Annotated in this window: 19 protein-coding genes; 9 read left to right on the forward strand and 10 right to left on the reverse strand. The window is 72.0% G+C overall.

Annotated features, from left to right (window positions below; all coding sequences use genetic code 11):
- Positions 1 to 86 precede the first annotated feature (86 nt).
- From IE177_RS00610 to IE177_RS00635, 6 genes are all read right to left on the reverse strand, one after another.
- Positions 87 to 590 (reverse strand): hypothetical protein, encoded by a 504-nt coding sequence (locus IE177_RS00610; RefSeq protein ID WP_190012676.1) that lies wholly within the window; start codon positions 588 to 590, stop codon positions 87 to 89.
- An 87-nt stretch (positions 591 to 677) separates the two neighbouring features.
- Positions 678 to 1,280 (reverse strand): aminoacyl-tRNA hydrolase, encoded by a 603-nt coding sequence (gene pth, locus IE177_RS00615; protein WP_190012677.1) that lies wholly within the window; start codon positions 1,278 to 1,280, stop codon positions 678 to 680.
- Between the two features lie 69 nt (positions 1,281 to 1,349).
- Positions 1,350 to 1,946, reverse strand: a complete 597-nt coding sequence (locus IE177_RS00620; protein ID WP_190012678.1) for a 50S ribosomal protein L25/general stress protein Ctc — start codon at positions 1,944 to 1,946, stop codon at positions 1,350 to 1,352.
- Between the two features lie 220 nt (positions 1,947 to 2,166).
- Complete coding sequence (locus IE177_RS00625) at positions 2,167 to 3,147, reverse strand: ribose-phosphate diphosphokinase (RefSeq protein ID WP_190012679.1); 981 nt, start codon at positions 3,145 to 3,147, stop codon at positions 2,167 to 2,169.
- 155 nt (positions 3,148 to 3,302) lie between these two features.
- Positions 3,303 to 4,751, reverse strand: coding sequence for a bifunctional UDP-N-acetylglucosamine diphosphorylase/glucosamine-1-phosphate N-acetyltransferase GlmU (gene glmU, locus IE177_RS00630; protein WP_190012680.1), 1,449 nt, complete (start codon positions 4,749 to 4,751; stop codon positions 3,303 to 3,305).
- Between the two features lie 216 nt (positions 4,752 to 4,967).
- A complete protein-coding gene (locus tag IE177_RS00635) occupies positions 4,968 to 5,825 on the reverse strand; it encodes a hypothetical protein (protein WP_190012681.1) in 858 nt (285 codons plus the stop codon).
- Positions 5,826 to 5,991: 166 nt separating this feature from the next.
- Between IE177_RS00635 and IE177_RS00640 the strand changes: the two genes are divergently transcribed.
- The gene (locus IE177_RS00640) at positions 5,992 to 7,296 is read left to right on the forward strand and encodes a sensor histidine kinase (RefSeq protein WP_190012682.1); all 1,305 of its coding nucleotides are present in this window, start codon (positions 5,992 to 5,994) and stop codon (positions 7,294 to 7,296) included.
- A 41-nt stretch (positions 7,297 to 7,337) separates the two neighbouring features.
- Here IE177_RS00640 and IE177_RS00645 read toward each other — a convergent pair whose 3' ends face one another.
- Positions 7,338 to 7,832: an SUKH-3 domain-containing protein gene (locus IE177_RS00645; RefSeq protein WP_190012683.1), complete on the reverse strand. Its 495-nt coding sequence runs from the start codon at positions 7,830 to 7,832 to the stop codon at positions 7,338 to 7,340.
- Between the two features lie 46 nt (positions 7,833 to 7,878).
- Complete coding sequence (locus tag IE177_RS00650) at positions 7,879 to 8,394, reverse strand: YwqJ-related putative deaminase (RefSeq protein ID WP_190012684.1); 516 nt, start codon at positions 8,392 to 8,394, stop codon at positions 7,879 to 7,881.
- Between the two features lie 263 nt (positions 8,395 to 8,657).
- On the opposite strand from IE177_RS00650, the gene IE177_RS00655 reads away from it, so the two are divergent.
- The 3 genes from IE177_RS00655 to IE177_RS00665 all read left to right on the forward strand — a co-directional run bounded on the left by IE177_RS00655 (position 8,658) and on the right by IE177_RS00665 (position 13,714).
- Positions 8,658 to 9,668: an SMI1/KNR4 family protein gene (locus IE177_RS00655; protein ID WP_190012685.1), complete on the forward strand. Its 1,011-nt coding sequence runs from the start codon at positions 8,658 to 8,660 to the stop codon at positions 9,666 to 9,668.
- Positions 9,669 to 9,678: 10 nt separating this feature from the next.
- A complete protein-coding gene (locus IE177_RS00660; RefSeq protein ID WP_190012686.1) occupies positions 9,679 to 12,669 on the forward strand; it encodes an SUKH-4 family immunity protein in 2,991 nt (996 codons plus the stop codon).
- Between the two features lie 157 nt (positions 12,670 to 12,826).
- Positions 12,827 to 13,714 (forward strand): ATP synthase subunit B family protein, encoded by an 888-nt coding sequence (locus IE177_RS00665; protein WP_229815840.1) that lies wholly within the window; start codon positions 12,827 to 12,829, stop codon positions 13,712 to 13,714.
- 23 nt (positions 13,715 to 13,737) lie between these two features.
- Here IE177_RS00665 and IE177_RS00670 read toward each other — a convergent pair whose 3' ends face one another.
- Both IE177_RS00670 and IE177_RS00675 read right to left on the reverse strand, forming a co-directional pair.
- Positions 13,738 to 15,378: a sodium/solute symporter gene (locus IE177_RS00670; protein WP_190012687.1), complete on the reverse strand. Its 1,641-nt coding sequence runs from the start codon at positions 15,376 to 15,378 to the stop codon at positions 13,738 to 13,740.
- Entirely contained in the window at positions 15,375 to 15,857 is a 483-nt protein-coding gene (locus IE177_RS00675) for a DUF485 domain-containing protein (RefSeq protein WP_190012688.1), read from the reverse strand. The genes IE177_RS00670 and IE177_RS00675 overlap by 4 nt, the downstream gene beginning before the upstream one ends.
- Positions 15,858 to 16,520: 663 nt before the next feature.
- On the opposite strand from IE177_RS00675, the gene IE177_RS00680 reads away from it, so the two are divergent.
- From IE177_RS00680 to IE177_RS00700, 5 genes are all read left to right on the forward strand, one after another.
- Positions 16,521 to 17,309, forward strand: a complete 789-nt coding sequence (locus tag IE177_RS00680; RefSeq protein ID WP_190012689.1) for an ABC transporter ATP-binding protein — start codon at positions 16,521 to 16,523, stop codon at positions 17,307 to 17,309.
- Positions 17,306 to 19,888, forward strand: a complete 2,583-nt coding sequence (locus tag IE177_RS00685; RefSeq protein WP_190012690.1) for an ABC transporter permease — start codon at positions 17,306 to 17,308, stop codon at positions 19,886 to 19,888. Before IE177_RS00680 ends, IE177_RS00685 begins: the two co-directional genes overlap by 4 nt.
- Positions 19,889 to 20,161: 273 nt before the next feature.
- The gene (gene mfd, locus IE177_RS00690) at positions 20,162 to 23,707 is read left to right on the forward strand and encodes a transcription-repair coupling factor (protein WP_190012691.1); all 3,546 of its coding nucleotides are present in this window, start codon (positions 20,162 to 20,164) and stop codon (positions 23,705 to 23,707) included.
- A 334-nt stretch (positions 23,708 to 24,041) separates the two neighbouring features.
- Entirely contained in the window at positions 24,042 to 24,758 is a 717-nt protein-coding gene (locus tag IE177_RS00695; protein WP_190012692.1) for an HNH endonuclease family protein, read from the forward strand.
- 20 nt (positions 24,759 to 24,778) lie between these two features.
- Complete coding sequence (locus IE177_RS00700) at positions 24,779 to 25,522, forward strand: GNAT family N-acetyltransferase (RefSeq protein ID WP_190012693.1); 744 nt, start codon at positions 24,779 to 24,781, stop codon at positions 25,520 to 25,522.
- Positions 25,523 to 25,535 lie beyond the last annotated feature (13 nt).

Genomic DNA, 25,535 nt, shown 5'->3' on the forward strand with positions numbered 1-25,535 from the left:
AAGCACCGAGCAAGAAGGACGCCCCCGAGGTCGCACGACCCCGGGGGCGTCCCCGCGTCCAGCCCGCGCCGCCGGCGGTCAGACCCTCACAGCACCACGAAGGCCGCCGTGAGCAGCGCGGCCCCCGCACCCGCCAGCAGCCACGCCACCCGGGTCAGCCGCATCCCGCCGGCCACCACCACCGACGCCAGCAGCAGCGCCCCGCCGAACGGCACCCAGGCGAAGAGCACCCCCGCCGGCCCGGACCGCACCACCTCGTCCGTCCCCGGCTTCACCACCACGTCGTACGTCAGCCCCCGCCGCACCGCGACCGACTCCTCGATGACCGCGCTTCCACGGGCCCGAGCCCCCGCCGACACCGGCCTGAACGGCCCCTCGCACACGTCCCCGTCGCACCGGGCCACCGTGAACGTGCCGCGCTCCCGCCCCTTGGTCAGCATCACGTGCTGCGCGGTCCCCCAGGAACCCCACACCCCGGCGAAGAGGATCAGCACGGCGAGCACGCCCATCGCCGCGACCCGCCCGAACCGCATCGCGGTCACGGAGGCCTGGCGGGCGGTGGTGGCTGTGGCGGGCATGGCCGGGATCATTGGCCATACCCCTACCGCCGGTCAACTCGCGCGAGAGTCAGGACAGGACAAGCCGGGAGTTGTGCGGCACCCGCGGCACCCCCGCGCTCAGGAGTTGTACGCGCTCTGCGCTCGCTCCAGCCCCTCCGTCACCAGACACTCCACCGCGTCCGCCGCACGGTCCACGAAGTAGTCCAGCTCCTTGCGCTCCGCCGACGAGAAGTCCTTCAGCACGAAGTCCGCGACCTGCATCCGCCCCGGCGGCCGCCCGATCCCGAACCGCACCCGGTGGTAGTCCGCACCCATCGCCTTCGTCATCGACTTCAGCCCGTTGTGCCCGTTGTCACCGCCGCCCAGCTTCAGCCGCAGCGTGCCGTAGTCGATGTCCAGCTCGTCATGGACCGCCACGACGTTCCCCACCGGCACCTTGTAGAAGTCGCGCAGCGCGTTCACCGGACCGCCGGACAGATTCATGTACGACATCGGCTTCGCCAGGACCACCCGGCGGCCCGCCGGCCCCACCGGACCGATCCGACCCTCCAGCACCTGCGCCTGCGCCTTGCCCGCCCGCTTGAACTTCCCCCCGATCCGCTCCGCGAGCAGGTCGGCCACCATGAAACCGACGTTGTGCCGGTTCATCGCGTACTCCGGCCCGGGATTGCCGAGCCCGACGATCAGCCAGGGACCACTGGCGGGGGTGCTCACGTCCATCTCTCCTTGATACGCGCCAGCCGCCGCCCCCACCGGGAGCAGCGGCTGACGAACCGACGACTACGAGGATCAGGCCTCGGCGGCCTCTTCACCCTCGGCCTGCTCCTCGCCCGCGGTCTCCTCGGCCTGGGCCTGCAGAACCTGGAGGACGACCGCGTCCTCGTCCACGGCCAGGGTCACGCCGCTCGGCAGCGCGATGTCCTTGGCGTGAACCGAGGCGCCGGCCGCCAGGCCCTCGACGGAGACCGTCACGGCCTCGGGGATGTGCGTGGCCTCGGCCTCGACCGGCAGCGCGGCCAGGACGTGCTCCAGCAGGTTGCCACCCGGGGCCAGCTCGCCCTCGGTGTGCACCGGAATCTCGACGTTGACCTTCTCGCCACGCTTGACCAGCAGCAGGTCGACGTGCTCCAGGAAGCCCTTCAGCGGGTCACGCTGCACGGACTTCGGGATCGCCAGCTCGCTGGTCTTGCCGTCGATGTCCAGGGAGATCAGGACGTTCGGCGTACGCAGCGCCAGCAGCAGCTCGTGGCCCGGCAGCGTCAGGTGCACCGGCTCCGTGCCGTGGCCGTACAGCACACCGGGAACCTTGTTGTCACGGCGGACGCGGCGCGCGGCACCCTTGCCGAACTCGCTGCGGGTCTCGGCGGTGAGCTTCACCTCGGACATGTGGATCACTCCTCGTAGAAATAGGAACGGACGTGGTCACCCGGCCACGAACGGCCTGCTACGAAGAGCGCGTCGATAACGGACCACCGCACCCGTCTTCCAACGGAGTACGGCCTCCCTCGCCGAGCAACTGCAGCAGTTTACTCGCAGAGGGAGGCCGCACCCAAAAGGATCTTCAGCCGGTCCGCGGGACCACCCGCGGACTAGGCCGGCAGAAACCTCACTGCTCGTCGAAGAGGCTGGTCACCGAGCCGTCCTCGAACACCTCACGCACCGCGCTCGCGATCGTCGGAGCGATCGACAGCACCGTGATCTTGTCCAGGTCCCGGCCAAGCTCCGTCGGCGTCGGCAGCGTGTTCGTGAACACGAACTCGCTCACCCGCGAGTTCTTCAGCCGGTCCGCCGCCGGACCCGACAGCACACCGTGCGTCGCCGTCACGATCACGTCCTCCGCGCCGTGCGCGAACAGCGCGTCCGCCGCGGCGCAGATCGTGCCGCCCGTGTCGATCATGTCGTCCACCAGAACGCAGACACGACCCTCGACCTCACCCACGACCTCGTGGACGGTCACCTGGTTCGCCACGTCCTTGTCACGCCGCTTGTGCACGATCGCCAGCGGCGCACCCAGCCGGTCGCACCACCGGTCCGCCACCCGCACCCGACCCGCGTCCGGAGACACCACCGTCAGCTTCGACCGGTCCACCTTCCGCCCCACGTAGTCCGCCAGCAGCGGCAGCGCGAACAGGTGGTCCACCGGACCGTCGAAGAAGCCCTGGATCTGGTCCGTGTGCAGGTCCACGGTCAGGATCCGGTCGGCACCCGCCGTCTTCATCAGATCGGCGATCAGACGCGCCGAGATCGGTTCACGACCCCGGTGCTTCTTGTCCTGCCGCGCGTAACCGTAGAACGGCACGATCACCGTGATGGAGCGCGCCGACGCACGCTTCAGCGCGTCGATCATGATCAACTGCTCCATGATCCACTTGTTGATCGGCGCCGTGTGGCTCTGGATCAGGAAGCAGTCCGCACCACGCGCCGACTCCTGGTAACGCACATAGATCTCGCCGTTGGCGAAGTCGAAGGCCTTCGTCGGGACGACCCCGACACCCAGCTGCTGGGCGACCTCCTCGGCAAGCTCGGGGTGGGCGCGGCCGGAGAAGAACATCATCTTCTTCTCGCCGGTCGTCTTGATCCCGGTCACAGCACTGTCTCCTCAGAGGTTGTCTCAGCCAGCCGGCTGCTCGGCGACCTCCCCGCACTGGGCAAGAGAGGCCGTATCAGCTGGTAGGGGTGCGGGTGCACTCGTGCGGATGTGCACTTATCACGGTACGCCGTGTTCGGTGCACCCGTTTCCCGTCAGCCCTCGTCCCCACCCTGCCGGGACGCCGCCTCGGCCGCCTTCGCCGCGGCGCTGCCAGGACGCTTCCGCGCCACCCAGCCCTCGATATTCCGCTGCTGACCACGGGCCACGGCCAGCGAACCGGGCGGCACGTCCTTCGTGATCACGGACCCGGCGGCGGTGTACGCACCGTCCCCCACCGTGACAGGAGCCACAAACATGTTGTCCGAACCCGTCCGGCAGTGCGACCCCACCGTCGTGTGGTGCTTGTCCTGGCCGTCGTAGTTCACGAACACGCTGGCGGCACCGATGTTCGAGTACTCACCGATCGTCGCGTCGCCCACGTACGACAGGTGCGGAATCTTCGTCCCGACACCGATCGACGCGTTCTTCGTCTCGACGTACGTCCCGATCTTGCCCTTCGCACCCAGACGGGTACCCGGACGCAGATAGGCGTACGGACCCACACTCGCCCCCGCACCCACCACGGCCCCCTCGGACACCGTGTTGTCCACCCGCGCCCCCGCACCCACCTGGGTGTTCCTCAGCCGGCTGTTCGGCCCGACCTCCGCACCCTCGGCGACGTGCGTCGAACCCGTCAGCTGCGTGCCGGGGTGGACCACGGAGTCCTGCCCGAAGGTGACGGTCACGTCCACCCACGTGGACGCCGGATCGACGATCGTCACACCGTCCAGCATCGCCCGCGTCAGCAGCCGGTCGTTCAGGATCCGGCGGGCCTCGGCCAGCTGCACCCGGTTGTTGATCCCGGCGATCTCCCGGTGATCGCCGGCCACCGACGCCCCGACCCGGTGCCCGGCCTCCCGCAGGATCCCCAGCACGTCGGTCAGGTACTCCTCGCCCTGGCTGTTGTCCGTCCGCACCCGCTTTAGCGCGTCCGCCAGCAGCCGGCCGTCGAACGCGAACACCCCGCTGTTGATCTCACGGATCGCCCGCTGGGCGTCGGTGGCGTCCTTGTGCTCCACGATCGCGGTGACGGCACCCGTCGCCTCGTCCCGCACGATCCGGCCGTACCCCGTCGCGTCCGGGACCTCGGCCGTCAGCACGGTCACGGCGTTGCCGTCCGCGTGGTGCGTCCCGGCCAGCCGCGCGAGGGTGTCCGCGGTCAGCAGCGGTGTGTCACCGCAGACGACCACGACGGTCCCCTCCACGGCGCCGCCGAGCTCCTCCAGCCCCATGCGGACGGCGTGCCCGGTGCCCTTCTGCTCCGCCTGCACGGCCGTGCGCACGGCCGGGTCGGCCTCCGTCAGGTGCGCGGTGACCTGCTCGCGCGCGTGACCCACGACGACGACCAGGTTCTGCGGGTCCAACTCGCGGGCGGCGGCCAGCACATGGCCGACCAGGGACCGACCGCAGATCTGGTGGAGGACCTTGGGTGTGGCCGACTTCATACGGGTGCCCTCACCCGCTGCGAGAACGACGACGGCTGCCGGGCGGATGGCGCTCACGGGGTTGCCCTTCGGCTGTGGTGGGTGGGGGTGACAGCCGCAGGATACCGGGGCGGGTTTCGGGGGGTATGAGCGCGGGCCCTGACTGGGAGGTCAGGGCCCGAACGGGTGCGCAGCTCCCCCATCAGGATTTGAACCTGAACTTAAGGGACCAAAACCCTCAGTGCTGCCTAGTTACACCATGGGGGATGAAACTCGGTTGAACCGGACATTCGGTTAGGTTGCCGAGTCGGCACCCAACACTATGCCGTACCAAGAGCCTTCAATGCGACGGTACAAGTCGGCGCCTTTCAGTACCTTGATCGCGAGGCAGCCTCGGTAGTCGTCGCCGGTGTTCTTGCGGACCGTCTTCGGGTTGTGTTTCTTGAGCGTCGTCTTGTAGAAGGCGGAGGCGTCCGCGTCGGCGAGCTGGGCCCAGAACTGCTCGGCGCCCGTGACGTCCGCGTTCTCGTGAATCATGACGGTGTACCGCAGTCGCTCCCGCTCGACGCCGAGGAGGTCGAGCCACGCGAGGAACACCTTGATCATGCCCGGGTCGCTGTTGACGAAGATGACGCTCTCGCGCCGGTCGTACGGCTTGTCCTTGGCGCCCTCTGCCCAGTAGAGCCCGACCCCCACCAGGAACAGCTCCCTCGCTGACAGCTCACCGATCGCCTGCTTGGCCTCTGCCTTGGTGCGCCGGCGCTCCTCGTCCCGGATGCGCAGCTTCTCCTCCCAGCCCTTTCTGGCAATGGCCGCCGATTCCTCCGGAGTGCGCCTGCGTTCCGGCCTCGGCAGATCCCGTACCCACAGCGACACGGAACTCCGGGAACATCCCAGCTCCGCTTCGATGCGGTCGTACGTCCAGCCCTGCAGTCGCAGCTCCCGGGCCTTCGCCCGCAGGTCGTCCTTGGCTCGTGGGCGTTTCGTCCACTCCGGTGGCGGCACCCCCTTGACCAGCTGGTTGAGGATGTCGTTGTTGAAGACCTTCAGCTCGTCCCGGATCTGCCGGAGGCTGAGTCCCGCCCGTCGCAGGGCGACCGCTCGCTTCCGCAACTCCTCGAAGTCGGCGTGTGTGCCGGGTGCAAGTGCCATGCCCATACCGTCCGGGCGGAATGACTCGTTCCGGGGTCGAACGGGAAGGGTTCGCCAGTTCGAGGGATACCGGGTGGTTTCGAGGTCGTTCGACTACGGAGTGTGGTGTGTGGAGGTAGGTGAAACTCACCGGAAAAGCCGCACCCGTCGCCCGTAGTCTGGGGGCATGACCACGACGGGGGAAGACCACGCCAGGGCCCTGACCGGCCCATGGTGGTGGGACAGGTGGCGCAGCGCCGTGCTCGACGGGAGTCTCGCGCTGGTGTCCGCCGTGGAGTGCGGCGCGGAGGGGATTCCGTTCGCCCGGGACGCGGGTGTCCCGCTGTGGGTGGGGATCGTGTTCGGGGTGGTCGCGGGTTCGGTTCTGCTGGTGCGGCGGCAGTGGCCGACCGCCGTCGTGCTGGTGGCGATCGCGATCACGCCGGCCCAGATGGGTTTCCTGATGGGCATCGTGGGCCTGTACACGCTGGCGGCGTGCGAGGTGCCGCGGCGGGTGATCGCCGCGCTGGCGGGGATGTCGTTGCTGGGCACGATGATCGTGACGTTCGTGCGGGTGCGGCAGGACATGTCGCGGGGTGATCTGACGCTCGGTGACTGGTTCGTGCCGTTCGCGGCGATCGCGACGTCGTTGGGGCTGACGGCTCCGCCGGTGCTGCTGGGTCTGTACGTGGGGGCGCGGCGCCGGTTGATGGAGAGTCTGCGGGAGCGGGCGGATTCGCTGGAGCGGGAGCTTCAGTTGCTCGCGGAGCGGGCGGAGGAGCGCGCGGAGTGGGCGCGTGGCGAGGAGCGGACGCGGATCGCCCGGGAGATGCACGACGTCGTGGCGCACCGGGTGAGTCTGATGGTGGTGCACGCGGCGGCGTTGCAGGCGGTGGCGCGGAGGGATCCGGAGAAGGCGGTGCGCAACGCGGCTCTGGTGGGGGACATGGGGCGGCAGGCGTTGACGGAGTTGCGGGAGATGCTCGGGGTGCTGCGGGCGGGGGAGGACGTGGGCCGGCGGGTGGCGTCGGTGTCGCTGGCGGAGGCTGCGGTGGCGGCGGCTTCGCGGGTGGCCGGTGGGGACGGGGCGGTGGAGGGGCCGTGTCTGTCGGAGCTGGACGAGTTGGTGGGGCAGTCGGCGGCGGCGGGGATGGTCGTGGACCTGTCGGTGCAGGGGGAGGTGCGGTCGTATGCGGCGGAGATCGAGCAGACGGCGTACCGGGTGGTGCAGGAGGCGTTGACGAACGTCCACAAGCACGCGGCGGGTGCGAAGACGTATGTGCGGCTCGCGCATCGGGTGTCGGAGATCGCGATGCAGGTGGAGAACGAGCCGCCGCCGGAGGCCGGGTCGGCGTCGGCGGCGCGGTTGCCGTCGGGTGGGAACGGGCTGGTGGGGATGCGGGAGCGGGTGGTGTCGCTCGGGGGTGTGTTCGTGTCGGGGCCGACGGATGCGGGGGGTTTCCGGGTGTCGGCGGTGATTCCGGCGGTGTAGCCGCCCACGGGGGCCGGGGGTCGGTGCCTGGGGCCCGGGGGTCAGCTCGCGGTGAGGCGTGCGGGTTCGATGCCGGTGACGAGGGTGGTCAGGGCCTGGTCGATGTCGGGGCCGGTGTACCAGTCGCCGGTGTGGTCGAGGGTGTAGACGCGGCCTTCGGTGTCGATGGCGAGGAGGGCCGTGGTGTCGGTCTCCTGGCCGAGGGGGCTGAGTTCGGTGCCGAGGGCGCGGCCGAGGTCGCCGAGGGTGCGGGCGTGGTGGAGGCCGTGGAGGGGGTCGAGGTGGAGGGCGGCGGGGGCGATCTGGCGGCCGGGGCCGGTGGGGGTGATGGTGAGGCCGCCGAATTCGGCCCAGGCTTCCACGGCGGCGGGGAAGACGGTGTGCTGGTGTCCGGCGGGTGAGGTGTGTTCGCGCAGGGTGTCCGCCCAGATCTCGGCCTGCTTTATGTCCCAGCGTCCGGGTTGCCAGCCGGCGGCGCGCAGGGCGGCGTCGACGGGTACGGGGAAGCGCGTGGTGGAGGTGCGGTCGGGGTGCATCTGCCCTTGGTTCGTCGTGTGTGCTGGTTCTGGAGGACGCCTGGGGTCAGTCGTCGGTTGCGGTGGGGTCGACGACGCGGACGCCGAAGTGGGTGCTGAGCGCGGTGCAGGCGCGGCAGGGGGTGGCGAAGCTGCCGTGGAGGGGGTCGCCGTCTTCTCGTATGCGGCGGGCGGTGAGTTTGGCGTTCTTGAGTGCTTTGCGGGCTTCGGCGTTGGTCATGGGTTTGCGGGCGGCGCGTTTGCTGCGGGCGGCGTCGGCGGCGGTGAGGTGCCGGGAGATGAGGATGGTTTCGGCGCAGCGGCCGGTGAAGCGGTGGCGTTGGGCGCTGGTGAGGGTGTCGAGGAAGTCCTGGACGAGGGGGTGCAGGGGTGGGGGCTGGTCGCCGCGGGCGGCGGTGCCGGTGAGGGTGGTGCCGCGGACGGAGAGGGCGGCGGCGACGGTGGGCAGGATGCCGTCGCGGCGGTGGCGGAGGGCGGGTGCGGGGGCTGTGTCGGTGCCGCTCCAGTCGATGCGGGGGTCGCCGGCCCGCATGTGGCTGCCTCCGGTCTGCAAGGCGTTCATGGTCGTCGTTCCCTCCCAGGGTGTGACCCCGAAGGACACAGGGTGCCAAATGCCGTGGCTGGTGCGGAAGGTGGGGCGGTGCGACACGCCCTGGTCGGATGAGGTGGTGACGGTGGGGTGACGGCTGGTCACGGAAGTGGGGGGTGGTGTCCGGTGGTGTGGTGGCGGGCCGGTGACCGGGGTGGTCGTACCGCATAGGCTGTCGCCGTTCGCGATCGACACCGCCGTTGAGGCCAGAGAGAACGCCGCAGGGGGCTACCGCCATGACGACAGGTCGGCTCGGGGAGCAGGCCGCGCCGCCGAACGCGGCCTATGCCGGGCAGGTTGTGCACTTTCCGGATCCGGTCCGGGCGGCGCGTCACCCGAGAGGGGTACGGGTCGATGAGCGGGGTTACCCGGATTTCTCGGCGTACGCGCGTGTGGCGGCGGAGATCGCGGAGCCGCCGGAGGGTTTCGGTGTCGATGAGTTGCGGCTGACGGACTTCGTGTCGGCGAACGCGGCGGCGGCGGCGTCGGGGCACGAGTTGTGGGACACGGTGCCGGATGTGGCGACGCCGCATGGGTGGACGTGGCATCACGTGGCGGGTTCGCGGCGGCTGGAGTTGGTTCCGGTCGAGGTGAAGGCGTTGTTGCGGCATCACGGTGGGGTGGCGACGGCGCGGGTGGATCACGCGAAGCGGGGGACGCGGCCGTTGCCGGAGACGCGGCCGGCGCATTTCGGTCTGCCGAAGTCGGGTGTGGCGGTGACGGAGGCGCAGGTGCAGGGGGTCGAGGAGGATCTCGGCTACCGGCTTCCGGGTGCCTACCGGTCGTTCCTGAAGGCGGCGGGCGGGTGTGCGCCGGTGGGTGCGGCGCTGATCGCCGAGTTGGGTCTGCTGCTGGATCAGCCGTTCTTCACGGTGCGGGACGAGGCCGCGGTCAATGATCTTGTGTATGTGAACAAATGCCTGCGTGATCATCTGACGAAGGATTACCTGGGTGTCTCGTTCGTGCAGGGTGGTCTGCTCGCGGTGAAGGTGCGGGGCGAGCGGTCGGGTTCGGTGTGGTTCTGCGCGTACGACGACGTGCGGGACGTGGATCCCTCGTGGTCGCCGGCGGAGCGGGTGGAGCGGCTGCTGCTGCCGTGTGGTGAGGATTTCGACGCGTTCCTGTCGCGGCTAGCGGGTAATCCGCCGGAGCTGGAGACGGTGGCGAATCTGATGGTGGACGGCGGTTTCGCCCGTGTCGTCCCGGTGTCTTCCGGCTCGGCGTCTTCCGGTCCGGTGGGGGAGTGAGCTGCAGGCGATGGTGACGTACGCGCAGGCGCAGGAGCGCGCCGAGGAGTGGATCAACGGGGACGTCCCGGTGTACCAGCACCGTGAGGTGCGGGTGCGGGAGTTCGAGCTGGGTTTCGTGGTGTGGGGTGAGGACCGTGCGGAGGGTCCGCGTTCGGATGCGGGCGGGCAGCGGTTGGTCATCGCGCGGGACAGCGGGGAGGCGACGCTGTGGCCGGCGTTGCCGGTGGGTGAGGTGATCCGCCGGTACGAGGAGGAGTACGGCCGTGTCGACGAGCCCGAGGACGCGGTTCCGGCGGCCGCGGCGGCGCGGGTGGACCTGAATCAGACGTCGTTCCTGTTGTCTCCGCCGGAGTGGTTGCAGGAGGCGGCGGACAAGCTGGGGCTGGGGGACCGGCGGCCGGGGGGCGAGGACGGCGCCGGGGTCGCGCAGCCGGGTTCCGCCGCGGGCGGGGCCGGCGCCGCCGGGGGTGCGGGGTTGGCGGAGACGCAGGCCGGGATGCCCGTGGACGCGCCGGGCGGGCCGGGTGCGCCCGTTCCCGCGGACGTTCCAGCGCCTGTTCCCGCGGACGTTCCCGCGGACGTTCCCGCGCCTGTTCCCGCGGACGTGCCTGAGGGCGCGACGCCCTGGGCGGGTACGGACACGAACGCGGGGCCGGGTGAGGACGACCGTTCGGTGCCGTTGCCGGCGACGGTGTTCGCGTCGCAGTTGAACGATGCGGACGATGCGGGCACGAGGCCGCCGGTGGCGCCGCCGGAGGCGAAGACGGCGTTGATGTCGGGGGGCAGTCAGCTGCCGCCGACGGCGGTCGCGCCGGTGCTCGGTGGTCCGGACGCGTCGGGGGCGCAGGGGGCTTCCGGTGCCGGGTACGCGCCTGGGGCGCCCGCTGCTCCCGGTGTGCCGGGGGTTCAGCAGGGTGGTGCGCCGGTGCCGCCGCCGGGCACGCCGCCGTACGGCCGGCCGCAGCCTCCGGCCGTCGCGGGTACGCCCGCGCCGGGTGTGCCGGTCGGTCCGCCGGCGCCGGGCACGCCGCCCGCGCCTCCTGCTGCTCCGGGTGCGCCGCAGGGCGGCACGCCGCCTCCGCCGCCTCCGGGCGCCCAGCCGTACGGGTTCCCGCAGGCTCCCGGCGCTGCGCAGGGTGCTCCGGGGTACGGATATCCGCAGGCGCCGGGGGGGCCGCAGGCTCCGGAGGGGCCGGACGCGGCCGCGCGGCGGCTCGCTCCCCATGCCGGGGACATCGCGGACGCCGCGACGAGCAAGGCCGCGCCGCCGCCGCGGAAGGCGCGCGGTGGGGCGGGTGCGCCGCCTCCGCCGCCGGGTGTTCCCGGTGCGCCGGGTGCGCGGCCCGGGGGCGTGGGTGCTCCGTCAGCTCCGGCTGCGCCCGCGGGTGGCGGTTATGTGCCTACGCAACTGGTGTCGGCGCTGGGTCCGGACGGGCCCGAGGTACCGGGCGGTGCGGGTGCGCCGGCCGGTCCGGGGGGATCGGACGGGGGACAGGCGCCGGGTGCGCCCGGCGCTCCCGCGGGTGGTCCGGGGGGCACGCCTCCCGGTCAGGTGCCGTACGCGGCCACGATGCTGGCCGACCCGGGACGGATGGGCGGCGGGGCACCGCAGCCTCCAGGGGCCCCTGGTGCCCCGGGTGTCCCGGGTTCTTCGAACACGCCGAACCCTCCCGGCCCTCCCGGCCCTCCCGGCCCTCCCGGCCCTCCCGGTGCTCCCGCGGTGCCGGGTGCTCCGGGTGGGCCCGCGGCTCCCGGCGCGCCGCAGCCTCCGGGTGCCGCGGCCGGTCCGGGGGCTCCCGGGGCGCCGGGGGTGCCCGGTGGTGCCCACGGTGCCGTGCATCATGCGGAGACCGTGCTGGCCGCACCGCCTGTGGCCGGCCCGGGCGCGTCCTTCCCGCCGCCCGTGCCGGGCGCCCCTGGTGTGCCCGCGGGCGGTCCCGGTGTCCCGGGTGCCCCGCAGCCGGTGCCGCCGGGTGCGCCCGTGCCGGGGCAGTCCGGGGCGTACGGGTATCCGCAGCAGGGGCAGCCGACGGTGGGCCCCGGTTACCAGGCCGTGCTGCGCTACCGGGCGCAGGACGGCTCGGAGCAGCAGCTGATCCGGCGTTCGGCGCCGGGCACGCCGCATCCGGAGTGGCAGATCTTCCACGAGCTGCGGGCGATGAACGTGCCGCCGGGTCAGGTGCTGGAGCTGCACACGGAGTTGGAGTCGTGCGAGCTGCCGGGTGCCTACTGTGCGCGGATGATCCGTGAGCAGTGGCCGCAGGCGCGGATCGCGAGCATCGCGCCGTACGGCACGGACCACGCGAGCCGTCAGCAGGGCATGCGGCAGCTGCTGGCGCACCAGGGCGAGCTGCACCAGGTGGCGGACGGTCCGGCGCGGCCGGCGCCGGTGCGGGCGCCGCTGACGCCGGTGCAGGCGGCGCCGCCGGTTCCGCCGGAGGGTGTCGCGCAGGAGCTGGCTGCGGCGTTCGGGCCGGGGGTCTTCCGGTTCGAGCAGCAGGCGGTGTCGCGGCAGGGTGTGCCGCCGGTGGTGGCGCACACGCTGGTGGTGGCCGGGTTGCCGCTGGACATGGGTCCGTTCTTCTGGGCGCAGGCGCAGCCGGGCCGCCCGGTGCCGACGCTGGCCGAGCTGGCGGCCGAGCGCGGGGTGCAGGCGGCGGCGGACGCGGGCTCGTACCTCGTCATGGGCACCGACTTCGGCAAGGCGATCTGTGTGCAGTACGGGACGGCGAACATCGTGGCCGTGCCGGTGGAGGCGGGGCCGGGCGGTGCGCCGGTGCCGCCGCAGTTCGTGAACACGGGGCTGCCGGAGTTTGCGCGCTGCCTGGCGCTGCTGGGCCGTATGTGGCGCCTGCGGTACGGGCTGAACCAGGAGCAGGCGGGCCGTTGGACCGTCGACTTCCAGGCGCAGCTGGCATCGCTGGACGCGGCGGCGCTGGGTTCGCCGGAGAGCTGGTGGTCGGTGCTGCTGGAGCAGATGTGGGACGGGCTGCTGTAGCGGGCTGCGGCTCGGGGTGAGTGGAAGGCGCCCTCCACGCGTGCGTGGAGGGCGTTTTCCGTTCGCGGAGTGTCGCGTTATGCACCTTTGTGCCCGATCCATCAGGATGTGCGCGAAATCTTCCTGTCGTGCAGGTCCGGTGGAGAGGGGTGTCCGGGTGAGCAGCGCATCGATGCCGCCCCACGGCTTGGCGACGGTTCGGGGCCGCGGCTACCGGCCCGGTCAGGTCGACGCGTACCTGGAGGCGCTGTCACGGGACCGGGACGCCGCGTGGGAGCGTGCGGCGCGGCTGACCGTGCTCGCCAGGGACATGGAGGCGGACGCCGTGCGGTTGCGCGAGGTGGTCTCCCGGCTCGCGCCGCAGTCGTACGAGACGCTCGGGGAGGGCGCGCGGCGCCTGTTCGGGCTGGCGCTCGCCGAGGCGGCGGCCGTCGGGGAGCGTGCGCGGCGTGAGGCGTGGGAGTGCCTCGCACGGGCGGAGGCGTGCGCCGAGGAGGTGCGCAGGGAGGCGCGGGAGGCGGGGGACGCGCTGCGTGCGGAGGCCGACGAGCACGCTCTCGGCCGGCTGCTCGCCGCGCGTGCCGAGGCCGACGGCATCCGCGTCGGCGCCCGGCGGGACGTGCGGCAGGGGCGGACGGCGGCCCTCGGGGCGTTGCGCGAGGTGCGGCAGCGCACCATCGCCCTGCTCGCCGCGCGGTCCCGGGAGCAGGCCGGGCGCCGGGCCGCCGCCGAGCGCGAGGAGGCCGCGCGGGCGGTCGCGCTCGACGCCCGGCACGCCGAGCGGGAGAGCCTGGCCGAGGCCGCGCTGGCGCGGGCCGAGCGGGAGCTGGGGGAGGCCGGGGAGGCCGCGCGCCGCTGCCAGGAGGAGGCGCACGAGCGTGCCGCCGGGATCGTCGCCGACGCGCGCGTGCGTGCGCAGGCCGTGTCGCGGGAGACGGAACGGCTGCTGCGCGCGCACGGTGCGGCCTGGGAGGACGTGCGGACGCACATGGACGAGGTGCGCAGCAGCCTGATCTCGCTGACGGGCCGGGCCGCCCCCGAGTAGCGGCGTCCCGGCCCGGGCAGGCGTCACTTGCGTACCGCCCCCGCGAGGATCCACCCCTCCACCGCCTCGTACTGGCGCCGCTGCTGTTCCGCCTTCGCGCGGCCCGAGACCACCGTGCCGAGCCAGCCGAAGAAGAAGCCGGCGGGGATGGAGACGATGCCGGTGGTGGTGAACGGGAACCAGTTGAAGTCGGCGTGCGGGAAGGCCGCGACCGGGGAGCCGGAGACGAGCCGGGTGCCCGGCATGAGCAGCAGTACGGTCAGCGAGCCCCCGATGAGCGTGCTCAGCAGCCCGCAGCGGGTGTAGCGGCGCCAGAAGAGGCCGTAGACGAGGGCCGGTGCGAGGGCGGAGGCGCCCAGGCAGAAGGAGAGCGTCACCAGGGGCTGCAGGCTGTGGTGCTGGACCATGGTGGCCAGCAGGATGGTCGGGGCGCCCGTGGCGAGCGCCGCGAGGCGGGCCAGGGTCATCTCGCGCTGGGCCGGCATCTCCCGCACGCGGGCCGCGAAGACGTCGTGGGCGAGGGAGTTGGCGCAGGCCAGGATCATGCCGGCCACCGATGCGAGCAGGGTCAGGAAGATCGCGGTGGTGACCAGGGTGAACAGGAAGGTCTCCGCCGTCGAGACGTCGGCGCCGAACACCGCCCGCGAGCCCAGCAGGTACGCGGTGTTGCCCTGCGGGTCGGCCGCGGAGATCACCCCGCGTCCGACCAGCGCCGTGGCACCGAAGCCCACCACGGTGATGACCGGCACGAACAGGGCGACGATCGACACGGCCCAGGACATCGAGCGGCGCACCTGGCGGGCGCTTGAGGCCGTGTACATGCGCATGGTGATGTGCGGCAGGCAGGCGCCGCCGAGGACGACGGTCAGTTCCGAGGCGATCATGTCGACGCGGGACCCGGCACCGGTGCCGAACTCCAGCCCGGAGCGCAGGAAGGCCGGCCCGGCGCCGCTCTGCCGTGACGCCGCGGTGAACAGGGCGCCCGGGTCCCAGTCGAAGCGGCGCAGGATCAGCAGGGCGACGAGGGCGCCCGAGCCGAACAGCATCACGATCTTCAGTATCTGGATGAGCGCGGTGCCCTTCATGCCGCCGATCGCCGCGTAGGCGATCATCAGGGTGCCGAGCCCCACGACGCACCCGGTCTTCAGGGACTCGTTGGTGAAGCCCAGGATGAACGCCATGAGCTGTCCGGTCCCGGCCAGCTGGACCAGCATCAGCGGCAGCAGGGCGGCGATGGTCACCGCGCACGTCGTCATCCGCACGCTGCGGCCCGGCAGCCGCCGGGCCAGCGCGTCGCCCATGGTGAACCGGCCGGCGTTGCGCAGGGGTTCGGCCAGCAGGAACATCAGCAGCATCAGCGACAGTGCCGTACTGAGGGCGAGGACGACGCCGTCGTAGCCGCACAGGGCTATGACGCCGCCGGTGCCGAGGACGGTGGCCGCGGAGATGTAGTCACCGGCGATGGCGAGGCCGTTGCGCAGCGGCGACAGGGAGCCGTAGCCGGTGTAGAACTCGTCGAGGTCGTCGCGGTCGGGTCCGGCCATGACGCACAGCAGCAGGATCACCGTGGCGACGGTGGAGAAGGCGACCAGGGCCATGGCCTGGGCGGAGTCGCTGAAACCCGTGAAGCCCGGGACGGCGGGGGTGCCGGCGGCGGATGTCATCGCGTCGCTCCTCGTCGGGCGTCCAGTTCGGCCTCCTTGCGGATGCGGTCCGCGAGCGGGTCGACGTGCCGGCGGGCGGTGTGTTCGTACAGGGCGATCGCGAGCCAGGTGACGGGGAGTTGGAGGAGGGCGAGCAGGAGGCCGGCGGGGATGCCGTCGGCGACCGTGCTCGTCATGACGCCGGGCGCGCACGCGGACAGGATCAGGAAGAGCGTGAAGTAGCCCAGCGCGGTGAGGGTGGCGGTGCGCCGCTGCCAGCGGTAGGCGCTGCGCAGCACGCGCAGGTCGCTGTGGCGGCCCATGGGTTCGCGGGACGGCCGGTGGGGCGGGCGGGGCTGTTCGGGCGGGGCGGGCTGCCAGGGGTAGGTGTGTGACGGGTACGACGCGTGCGGCGGGTACGACGCGTGCGACGGGTACGACGAGTGCGACGGGTACGACGAGTGCGACGGGTACGAGGGGTGCGGCGGGTCGTAGGACATCCCGGGCTCCTTGCGCGGTTCGGGTCCGTGGCGGCGGACCGCAGGGAGGTGGGGGGCGAGCGGAGCCACGCACGCTACTCGTGGGGCGCGCACCGCGCGGCGTTTTCACCAAACTGGCCGGTCGGTATGCGCTTGCTGCCCGAAACCGAGGCCCACGCCGGGGTGTTACCCCCGTTAACCAGCGGTTCACGGGGCCGCGCGCGGAGGCGCCGGCCCGCCGGAGCCCGCGGAAGCGCTTGCCCTCCGGCGTGCCGGCCGCCGGTACGGTCCGGACTTGCCCCTGACGTCGCGTCAGGGTGGAGAGTTGCCGCATCGGTGGGTGGAGACGGCCCCGATTCCGGCTCCACCCGGCGGTGGAGAACCCCTAGGGGTACCTCCTTACTACGGCTCGGGGAGGGTTCGTCCCGGCGGAGGACGAGCCGGGCCGGGGGTTGTCCTTAACCTGGCTTTACGCCGCCGGGCGCGGCCGGCCACCGGGTGGCAAGCCGCAGGGGGGCGGCCGGCCGCACCGGCCGGGGTGGGGTTTTCCCCCCGGAAAGAGGGGGCCTCGCACCAGCGCGGGGCGACCCCGCCGGCCGCGAGACTCGACGACGTGACAAGGACGGCGCCCGGACACACCGGAGCGCCGGCCGCACACCTTCCGACCGACATAGGAGACGTACCGTGACATCGGCTGTGACCATTCCCAGGCACGGGGGCACTGGAGGGCGTACGGCCGTTGCCGCGCGGGCGCGGCAGGTCGTGAAGGCGTACGGGTCCGGTGAGACCCGGGTCGTCGCCCTCGACCACGTCGACGTGGACATCGCCCGCGGCCAGTTCACCGCGATCATGGGCCCCTCGGGGTCCGGCAAGTCCACCCTGATGCACTGCCTCGCCGGTCTCGACACCGTGACGAGCGGTCAGATCTTCCTGGACGAGACCGAGATCACCGGCCTGAAGGACAAGAAGCTCACCCAGCTGCGCCGGGACCGGATCGGCTTCATCTTCCAGGCGTTCAACCTGCTGCCGACGCTGAACGCGATCGAGAACATCACGCTTCCCATGGACATCGCCGGCCGCAAGCCGGACCGGGCCTGGCTCGACAGGGTGGTGGAGACCGTCGGACTCGCCGGCCGCCTCAAGCACCGGCCGACCCAGCTCTCCGGCGGTCAGCAGCAGCGCGTCGCCGTCGCCCGCGCCCTCGCCGCCCGCCCGGAGATCATCTTCGGGGACGAGCCGACCGGAAACCTCGACTCCCGCGCGGGAGCGGAGGTCCTGGGCTTCCTGCGCCGCTCGGTGGACGAACTCGGCCAGACCATCGTGATGGTCACGCACGACCCCGTCGCCGCCTCCTACGCCGACCGCGTGCTCTACCTCGCCGACGGCCGCATCGTCGACGAGATGCGCCAGCCGACCGCCGAGCAGGTCCTGGACCGCATGAAGGACTTCGACGCCCGGGGGCGTACGTCATGACCGTCCTGAAGACCTCGATGCGCAACTTCTTCGCGCACAAGGGCCGCATGGCGCTGTCGGCCGTCGCGGTGCTGCTGTCGGTCGCCTTCGTCTGCGGGACGCTCGTCTTCACCGACACGATGAACACGACCTTCGACAACCTCTTCCAGGCAACGGCGTCGGACGTGCAGGTCAGCGCCAAGGAGGCCTCCGACACCGGCGAGACCACCTCGCGCACCGGCAGGCCGCCGGTGATGCCGGCCTCCGTGGTCGGCGAGGTGCGGGGGGCCGAGGGCGTCCAAAAGGCCGAGGGGACCGTGTTCTCCACCTCGGCGACCGTGGTCGACCACGACCTCGACAAGCTCTCGCCCAGCAGCGGCGCCCCGACCATCGTCGGCAGCTGGAACGGCAACGACGCCCGCACCATGAAGATCACCTCCGGTACGGCCCCCAAGGGCCCCGGCCAGGTCATGGTGGACGCGGACACCGTCGACAAGCACCACCTGGAGATCGGTGACGAGATCGGCATCATCACCGTCGTCGGCACGCACCACGCGCGCGTGTCCGGCGTCGCCACCTTCACCGTCACCAACCCCGGCGCGGCGATCTTCTACCTGGACACGAAGACCGCCCAGCAGACCCTGATCGGCCGGACCGGCGTGTACACCAACGTCAACGTCACCGCCGCCAAGGGCGTCACCGACGCACGGCTGAAGCGGAACGTGATCGCCGCACTCGGCCACGGCTACAAGGTGCAGACGGCCAAGGAGGTCGCCGCCGCCAACCAGAAGCAGCTCCAGAGCATGCTGAACGTGATGAAGTACGCGATGCTCGGCTTCGCCGGGATCGCCTTCCTGGTCGGCATCTTCCTGATCATCAACACCTTCTCCATGCTGGTCGCCCAGCGCACCCGCGAGATCGGCCTCATGCGGGCCATCGGCTCCTCCCGCAAGCAGGTCAACCGCTCGGTGCTGGTGGAGGCCCTGCTGCTCGGCGTGATCGGCAGTGTGCTCGGCGTCGGCGCGGGCGTCGGCATCGCCGTCGGCCTGATGAAGCTCATGGGCACCATGGGCATGCACCTGTCCACCGACGACCTGACCGTCGCCTGGACCACCCCGGCCCTCGGCCTGCTCCTCGGTGTCGTCGTCACCGTCCTGGCGGCCTACCTGCCCGCCCGGCGCGCCGGCAAGGTCTCCCCGATGGCCGCGCTGCGCGACGCGCACGCCCCGGCCGACGCCAGGGCCGGTGTCGTACGGGCCCTGATCGGCCTGGTCCTCACCGGCGGCGGTGTCGCGAGCCTGTTCGTCGCCGCGAACGCCGACGAGGCCAAGGCGGGCTCCGGCTGGCTGGGCCTCGGCGTGGTGCTCACCCTCGTCGGCTTCGTCGTCATCGGCCCGCTGCTCGCCGGCGGCCTGGTCCGGGTCCTCGGCCTGGCCATGCTGCGGATCTTCGGCCCGGTCGGGCGGATGGCCGAGCGCAACGCCCTGCGCAACCCGCGCCGCACCGGCGCCACCGGCGCCGCCCTGATGATCGGCCTGGCCCTGGTGGCCTGCCTGTCCGTGGTGGGCTCCTCGATGGTGGCCTCCGCCACCGACGAGCTGGACAAGACCGTGGGCACGGACTTCATCGTCCAGAGCGATGTCGAGGGAGGGGTCATCAAGCCGCAGGCCGTGCGTGCCGTCAAGAACACGCCGGGCCTGGAACGGGTCACCGAGTACAAGCTCCTGGACGCCACCCTGACCACCCCGGACGGCAAGGTCTCCGAGAAGGAGGAGATCAACGCGGCCGATCCGACCTACGCGCAGGACGTGCGCACCAAGACGGTCGCCGGCAACCTCGCCGACGCCTACCGGCCCGACTCGATGTCCGTCTTCGAGGGCTACGCCGACAAGCACGGCATCACGCTCGGCTCGACGGTCTCCGTCCACTTCAAGGGCGGCTCGACGGCGAAGCTGACCGTCCGCGCGATCACCAGCGACGAGGCCGTCGTCGACAAGGGCGCCATGTACGCGTCCATCTCCACGGTCGCCAAGTACGTGCCCGCCAAGAACATGCCTCTGGACCTGCTGGTGTTCGCCACCGCCGAGCACGGACAGCAGGACGCGGCCTACAAGGCGCTGAAGACGGCCCTGCACAAGGACCCGAGCGTGACGGTGCGCGACCAGACCGACTACAAGAAGGCACTCAAGGACCAGATCGGCCAGCTGCTCAACATGATCTACGGACTGCTGGCGCTCGCGATCATCGTCGCGGTCCTCGGTGTGGTGAACACCCTGGCGCTGTCCGTGGTCGAGCGGACCCGGGAGATCGGCCTCATGCGGGCCATCGGCCTCTCCCGCCGCCAGCTGCGCCGCATGATCCGCCTGGAGTCCGTCGTGATCGCCGTCTTCGGCGCGCTGCTCGGCCTCGGCCTGGGCATGGGCTGGGGCGCCACCGCCCAGAAGCTCCTCGCGCTGGAGGGCCTGAAGGTCCTGGACATCCCCTGGCCGACGATCACCGCGGTCTTCGTCGGCTCGGCCTTCGTCGGCCTGTTCGCCGCGCTGGTCCCGGCGTTCCGGGCGGGCCGGATGAACGTGCTGAACGCCATCGCGACGGACTGACGACGGGCCGGCGGCGCGCGTCCGCCGGCGTCACGACCACCGCACACGGGGGTTGCGGGGGAACACCCGGTGCCGGGGAGTCTTCGAGGACTCCCCGGCACCGGGTGCTTCGCGGCACCGGGCCACCGGAGGACGGGGGCGTCCACGGCCGCCCCGGCGGGGGTTGTCCACAGCCCCGGCGCGGACGTCGGCCGCGTCGTAGGCTGGACATCCCCGGCCGCCCCCCCGCACCGGGTTGCTTGCGCTGCCCACCCCTGGACGGAAATAGCCCACATGAGCCTGCACGGTCTGCTCGACGCCGTCGTCAAGGACCCCGCCCTCGCCGAAGCGGTCAAGGCGGCCGCGGACGGCAACCGCATGCACGTCGACCTCGTCGGCCCCCCGGCGGCCCGCCCCTTCGCGATCGCCGCCCTCGCCCGCGAGGCCGGCCGCCCGGTCCTCGCGGTGACCGCCACCGGCCGGGAGGCCGAGGACCTGGCCGCGGCCCTGCGCTCCCTGCTGCCCGAAGAGGGCGTCGTGGAGTACCCCTCCTGGGAGACCCTCCCGCACGAGCGGCTCAGCCCGCGCAGCGACACCGTCGGCCGCCGCCTCGCCGTACTGCGCCGGCTGGCCCACCCCAGCCAGGACGACCCCGAGACCGGCCCGGTCTCCGTCGTCGTCGCACCCGTGCGCTCCGTGCTCCAGCCACAGGTCAAGGGCCTCGGCGACCTGGAACCGGTGGCCTTGAGGACCGGCCGGACCGCCGACCTGAACGATGTCGTGGAGGCCCTCGCGGCCGCCGCCTACGCGCGCGTGGAGCTGGTCGAGAAGCGCGGCGAGTTCGCCGTGCGCGGCGGCATCCTCGACGTGTTCCCGCCCACCGAGGAACACCCCCTGCGCATCGAGTTCTGGGGCGACGACGTCGAGGAGATCCGCTACTTCAAGGTCGCCGACCAGCGCTCCCTGGAGGTCGCCGAACACGGCCTGTGGGCCCCGCCCTGCCGCGAACTGCTGCTGACGGACGACGTACGCGCACGCGCCCGCGCCCTCGCCGAACAGCACCCGGAGCTCGGCGAACTCCTCGGCAAGATCGCCGAGGGCATCGCGGTGGAGGGCATGGAGTCCCTCGCCCCCGTCCTGGTGGACGACATGGAACTGCTGCTCGACGTGCTGCCCAAGGGCGCCATGGCCGTCGTCTGCGACCCCGAGCGGGTCCGCACCCGCGCCGCGGACCTCGTGGCCACCTCGCAGGAGTTCCTGCAGGCCTCGTGGGCGGCCACCGCGGGCGGCGGCGAGGCCCCCATCGACGTCGGCGCGGCCTCCCTGTGGTCCATCGCCGACGTCCGCGACCGCGCGCGCGAGCTGGACATGATGTGGTGGTCGGTGTCGCCGTTCGCCGCGGACCTGGAGCTGGACGCGGACACCCTCAAGCTCGGCATGCACGCCACCGAGACCTACCGCGGCGACACCGCCCGCGCCCTCGCCGACACCAAGGGCTGGCTCGCCGAGGGCTGGCGCACCGTCTACGTCACCGAGGGCCACGGCCCGGCCGCCCGCACCGTCGAGGTGCTCGGCGGCGAGGGCATCGCCGCCCGCCTCGACGCCCACCTCGGCGAGCTGACCCCCTCCCTGGTGCACGTCTCCTGCGGCTGCATCGACTACGGCTTCGTTGACCCCGCCCTGAAGCTGGCCGTCCTCACCGAGACCGACCTCACCGGGCAGAAGGCCGCCGGCCGCGACGGCACCCGCATGCCGGCCCGCCGCCGCAAGACCATCGACCCGCTCACCCTGGAGCCGGGCGACCACATCGTCCACGAACAGCACGGCGTCGGCCGCTACATCGAGATGGTGCAGCGCACCGTCCAGGGCGCCACCCGCGAGTATCTCGTCGTCGAGTACGCGCCCGCCAAGCGCGGCCAGCCCGGCGACCGCCTGTACATCCCCACCGACCAGCTGGAGCAGATCACCAAGTACGTCGGCGGCGAGGCGCCCACCCTGCACCGCCTCGGCGGAGCCGACTGGACGAAGACCAAGGCGCGCGCCAAGAAGGCCGTCAAGGAGATCGCCGCCGACCTGATCAAGCTGTACTCGGCCCGCATGGCCGCCCCCGGCCACGCCTTCGGCGGCGACACGCCCTGGCAGCGCGAGCTGGAGGACGCCTTCCCGTACGCCGAGACCCCCGACCAGCTCACCACCATCGCCGAGGTCAAGGAGGACATGGAGAAGTCGGTCCCCATGGACCGCCTGATCTGCGGCGACGTCGGCTACGGCAAGACCGAGATCGCGGTGCGCGCCGCCTTCAAGGCCGTACAGGACGGCAAGCAGGTCGCCGTGCTCGTCCCCACGACCCTGCTGGTGCAGCAGCACTTCGGCACGTTCTCCGAGCGGTACGCGCAGTTCCCGGTGAGCGTCAAGGCACTCTCCCGCTTCCAGACCGACACCGAGGCCAAGGCCGTCCTGCAGGGGCTGAAGGAGGGCGCGGTGGACGTCGTCATCGGCACCCACCGGCTGTTCTCCTCCGAGACGAAGTTCAAGGACCTCGGCCTCGTCATCGTCGACGAGGAGCAGCGCTTCGGCGTCGAGCACAAGGAGCAGCTGAAGAAGCTCCGCGCCAACGTGGACGTGCTGACGATGTCCGCGACCCCGATCCCGCGCACCCTGGAGATGGCGGTCACCGGCATCCGCGAGATGTCCACCATCACCACGCCGCCGGAGGAGCGGCATCCCGTCCTCACCTTCGTCGGGCCGTACGAGGAGAAGCAGATCGGCGCCGCCGTCCGCCGCGAACTGCTGCGCGAGGGCCAGGTCTTCTACATCCACAACCGGGTCGAGTCCATCGACCGCGCGGCGGCGAGACTGCGCGAGATCGTCCCCGAGGCACGCATCGCCACCGCCCACGGCCAGATGTCGGAGACGGCCCTGGAGCAGGTCGTCGTCGACTTCTGGGAGAAGAAGTTCGACGTCCTGGTGTCCACCACGATCGTCGAGTCCGGCATCGACATCTCCAACGCCAACACGCTGATCGTGGAGCGCGGCGACAACTTCGGCCTGTCCCAGCTGCACCAGCTGCGCGGCCGGGTCGGCCGGGGACGGGAGCGGGGCTACGCCTACTTCCTGTACCCGCCGGAGAAGCCGCTGACCGAGACCGCGCACGAGCGCCTCGCCACCATCGCCCAGCACACCGAGATGGGCGCGGGCATGTACGTCGCCATGAAGGACCTGGAGATCCGCGGCGCCGGAAACCTGCTCGGCGGCGAGCAGTCCGGGCACATCGCGGGCGTCGGCTTCGACCTGTACGTCCGCATGGTCGGCGAGGCCGTCGCCGACTACCGGCGGCAGCTGGAGACAGGGGGGCCTTCGGCGGGAGGAGTGGAGGAGCAGCCGCTCGAGGTCAAGATCGAGCTGCCCGTCGACGCGCACGTCCCGCACGACTACGCGCCCGGCGAGCGCCTGCGCCTGCAGGCGTACCGCGCCATCGCCTCCGCCAACTCGGAGGAGGACATCAAGGCCGTCCGCGAGGAACTCACCGACCGCTACGGCAAGCTGCCCGAGCCGGTGGAGAACCTGCTGCTCGTGGCCGGGCTGCGGATGCTCGCGCGCGCGTGCGGCGTCGGCGAGATCGTGTTGCAGGGCACCAACATCCGCTTCGCGCCCGTGGAGCTGCGCGAGTCGCAGGAGCTGCGCCTGAAGCGGCTGTACCCGGGCACGGTCATCAAGCCCTCCGTGCACCAGGTCCTGGTGCCCCGCCCGAAGACCGCGAAGGTCGGCGGCAAGCCGCTGGTCGGCCGTGAACTGCTCGGCTGGGTGGGCGAGTTCCTGGCCTCGGTCCTCGGGTCGTAGGGGCCGGGGTTCGTAGTCCCTGGGGTTCGTGGGCTCTCTGCGGTTCGTAGGGCCCGGGGTTCGTGGGCTCTCTGCGGTTCGTAGGGCCCGGGGTTCGTGGGCTCTCTGCGGTTCGTAGGGCCCGGGGTTCGTGGCTTCCGCGGCTCGTAGGCCCCAGGGCTCGTGGGTTCTGGGGCCTGGGGGCGTAGGTCCTGCGGTCGCGGGGCCTCGGGCCGTGGCGGAAGTCCCCTCGCACACGCCGCCCGCCGGAAACGGAGGAGCGGCTACCGTGGGAGGGGGCGGAGCGATCCGTCCTGGGCCGAGTGTGGACCGGATCGGGTGAGGGGGGCGCACCGTGCGGCGTCTGAGGGGTGGGGCGGCCACGGCCGTGGCCGTGCTGGTCGCGGTGGCCGGCTGCAAGGCCGAGCACACCAAGGGGGCCTCCGGGCCCGAGGAGACCGGCGGCGGGGGACCGGCGCTGACCGCCGTCGGCTCACTGACCGTCAAGGGCCGTGCCCCGAAGACCGGTTACTCCCGCGACCGGTTCGGCACCGCCTGGGCGGACACCGACTCGAACTCCTGCGATACCCGCGACGACATACTCAAACGGGACCTGGAGGAGGTGAGGTACACCGGCGGCACCTGCAGGGTCTCCTACGGCCGGCTCGACCCGGACCCGTACTCCGGCAAGGTCGTCGTCTACCGGCGCGGCCGCAGCCAGGTCGACATCGACCATGTCGTCGCCCTCTCCGACGCCTGGCAGAAGGGCGCCAAGTACTGGGAGCCCGGCAAGCGCATAGCGCTGGCCAACGACCCCCTCAACCTCATCGCGGTGGACGCGGGCACCAACCGCGGCAAGGGAGACGGCGACGCGGCCACCTGGCTGCCGCCCGCCAAGGGCTACCGCTGCACCTACGTCGCCGCGCAGGTCGCGGTCAAGAAGAAGTACGGCCTGTGGGTCACCGCCGCCGAGAAGGCCGCCATGAAGAAGGTCCTCGCCGGCTGCCCCGGCCAGAAGCTCCCCTCGGGCGGCAACCCGACCGAGGCTCCGGGGCGGTTCCGGGCCCGCTGAGAAGCACTACCGTGTCCGGCATGGACGTCAAGGTGAGCAGCCTCGCCGAGCGGCCCGAACGGCTGCAGGCGGTACTGGACATGGCCGACACATGGCCCGAGTTCGTGACCAACGACCCCGTGGGCAACGCCCATTACGGCCGCATCCCCACCGAACTGCCCGAATACGCGCTCTTCGCCGAGGACGAGCGCGGCGAGGTCGTCGCCCACGCCTACAGCGTGCCCTTCGCCCTCGACGCCGACGGCCGGCGCGCCCTGCCCGCGCGCGGCTGGGACCAGGTCCTGCTCTGGGCCTTCGCCGACCTGCGCCACGGCACCCGCCCGGACACGGTGAGCGCCATCTCCGTCACCATCGCCCCGCACGCCCAGGGCCACGGCCTCTCCGCCGTCCTGCTGTCGGCGATGCGCGCCAACGCCCGCGCCCGCGGCTTCCGCGAGGTCGTCGCCCCCGTCCGCCCCAACGCCAAGCACCGCGAACCGCACACCCCGATCGCCGAGTACGCCCACCGGGTCCGCCCCGACGGCCTGCCCGCCGACCCGTGGCTGCGCGTGCACGCCCGGGCGGGCGCCCGCATCGACTCCATCGCCACGGCCTCCATGACCGTCGGGGCCTCGCTGGAGGAGTGGCGCCGCTGGACGGGACTGCCCTTCGACACCGCCGGCGACGTCGAGGTGCCCGGTGCGCTGGTCCCGGTCCGCTGCGAACCGGAACGCGGGTACGCCGTCTACGTCGAGCCCAACGTGTGGATGCGCCACCCGCTGTGACCCGGGGACGGCC

This window comes from Streptomyces lucensis JCM 4490, assembly GCF_014650035.1.
GTDB classification, from domain to species: domain Bacteria; phylum Actinomycetota; class Actinomycetes; order Streptomycetales; family Streptomycetaceae; genus Streptomyces; species Streptomyces lucensis.

Bases quoted from the DNA above. Each gene is read 5' to 3' on its own strand.
- IE177_RS00610 (WP_190012676.1), bottom strand. From the start codon at position 590: ATGATCCCGGCCATGCCCGCCACAGCCACCACCGCCCGCCAGGCCTCC.
- pth (WP_190012677.1), bottom strand. From the start codon at position 1,280: ATGGACGTGAGCACCCCCGCCAGTGGTCCCTGGCTGATCGTCGGGCTC.
- IE177_RS00620 (WP_190012678.1), bottom strand. From the start codon at position 1,946: ATGTCCGAGGTGAAGCTCACCGCCGAGACCCGCAGCGAGTTCGGCAAG.
- IE177_RS00635 (WP_190012681.1), bottom strand. From the start codon at position 5,825: ATGGCACTTGCACCCGGCACACACGCCGACTTCGAGGAGTTGCGGAAG.
- IE177_RS00640 (WP_190012682.1), top strand. From the start codon at position 5,992: ATGACCACGACGGGGGAAGACCACGCCAGGGCCCTGACCGGCCCATGG.
- IE177_RS00645 (WP_190012683.1), bottom strand. From the start codon at position 7,832: ATGCACCCCGACCGCACCTCCACCACGCGCTTCCCCGTACCCGTCGAC.
- IE177_RS00650 (WP_190012684.1), bottom strand. From the start codon at position 8,394: ATGAACGCCTTGCAGACCGGAGGCAGCCACATGCGGGCCGGCGACCCC.
- IE177_RS00655 (WP_190012685.1), top strand. From the start codon at position 8,658: ATGACGACAGGTCGGCTCGGGGAGCAGGCCGCGCCGCCGAACGCGGCC.
- IE177_RS00660 (WP_190012686.1), top strand. From the start codon at position 9,679: ATGGTGACGTACGCGCAGGCGCAGGAGCGCGCCGAGGAGTGGATCAAC.
- IE177_RS00670 (WP_190012687.1), bottom strand. From the start codon at position 15,378: ATGACATCCGCCGCCGGCACCCCCGCCGTCCCGGGCTTCACGGGTTTC.
- IE177_RS00675 (WP_190012688.1), bottom strand. From the start codon at position 15,857: ATGTCCTACGACCCGCCGCACCCCTCGTACCCGTCGCACTCGTCGTAC.
- IE177_RS00685 (WP_190012690.1), top strand. From the start codon at position 17,306: ATGACCGTCCTGAAGACCTCGATGCGCAACTTCTTCGCGCACAAGGGC.
- mfd (WP_190012691.1), top strand. From the start codon at position 20,162: ATGAGCCTGCACGGTCTGCTCGACGCCGTCGTCAAGGACCCCGCCCTC.
- IE177_RS00700 (WP_190012693.1), top strand. From the start codon at position 24,779: ATGGACGTCAAGGTGAGCAGCCTCGCCGAGCGGCCCGAACGGCTGCAG.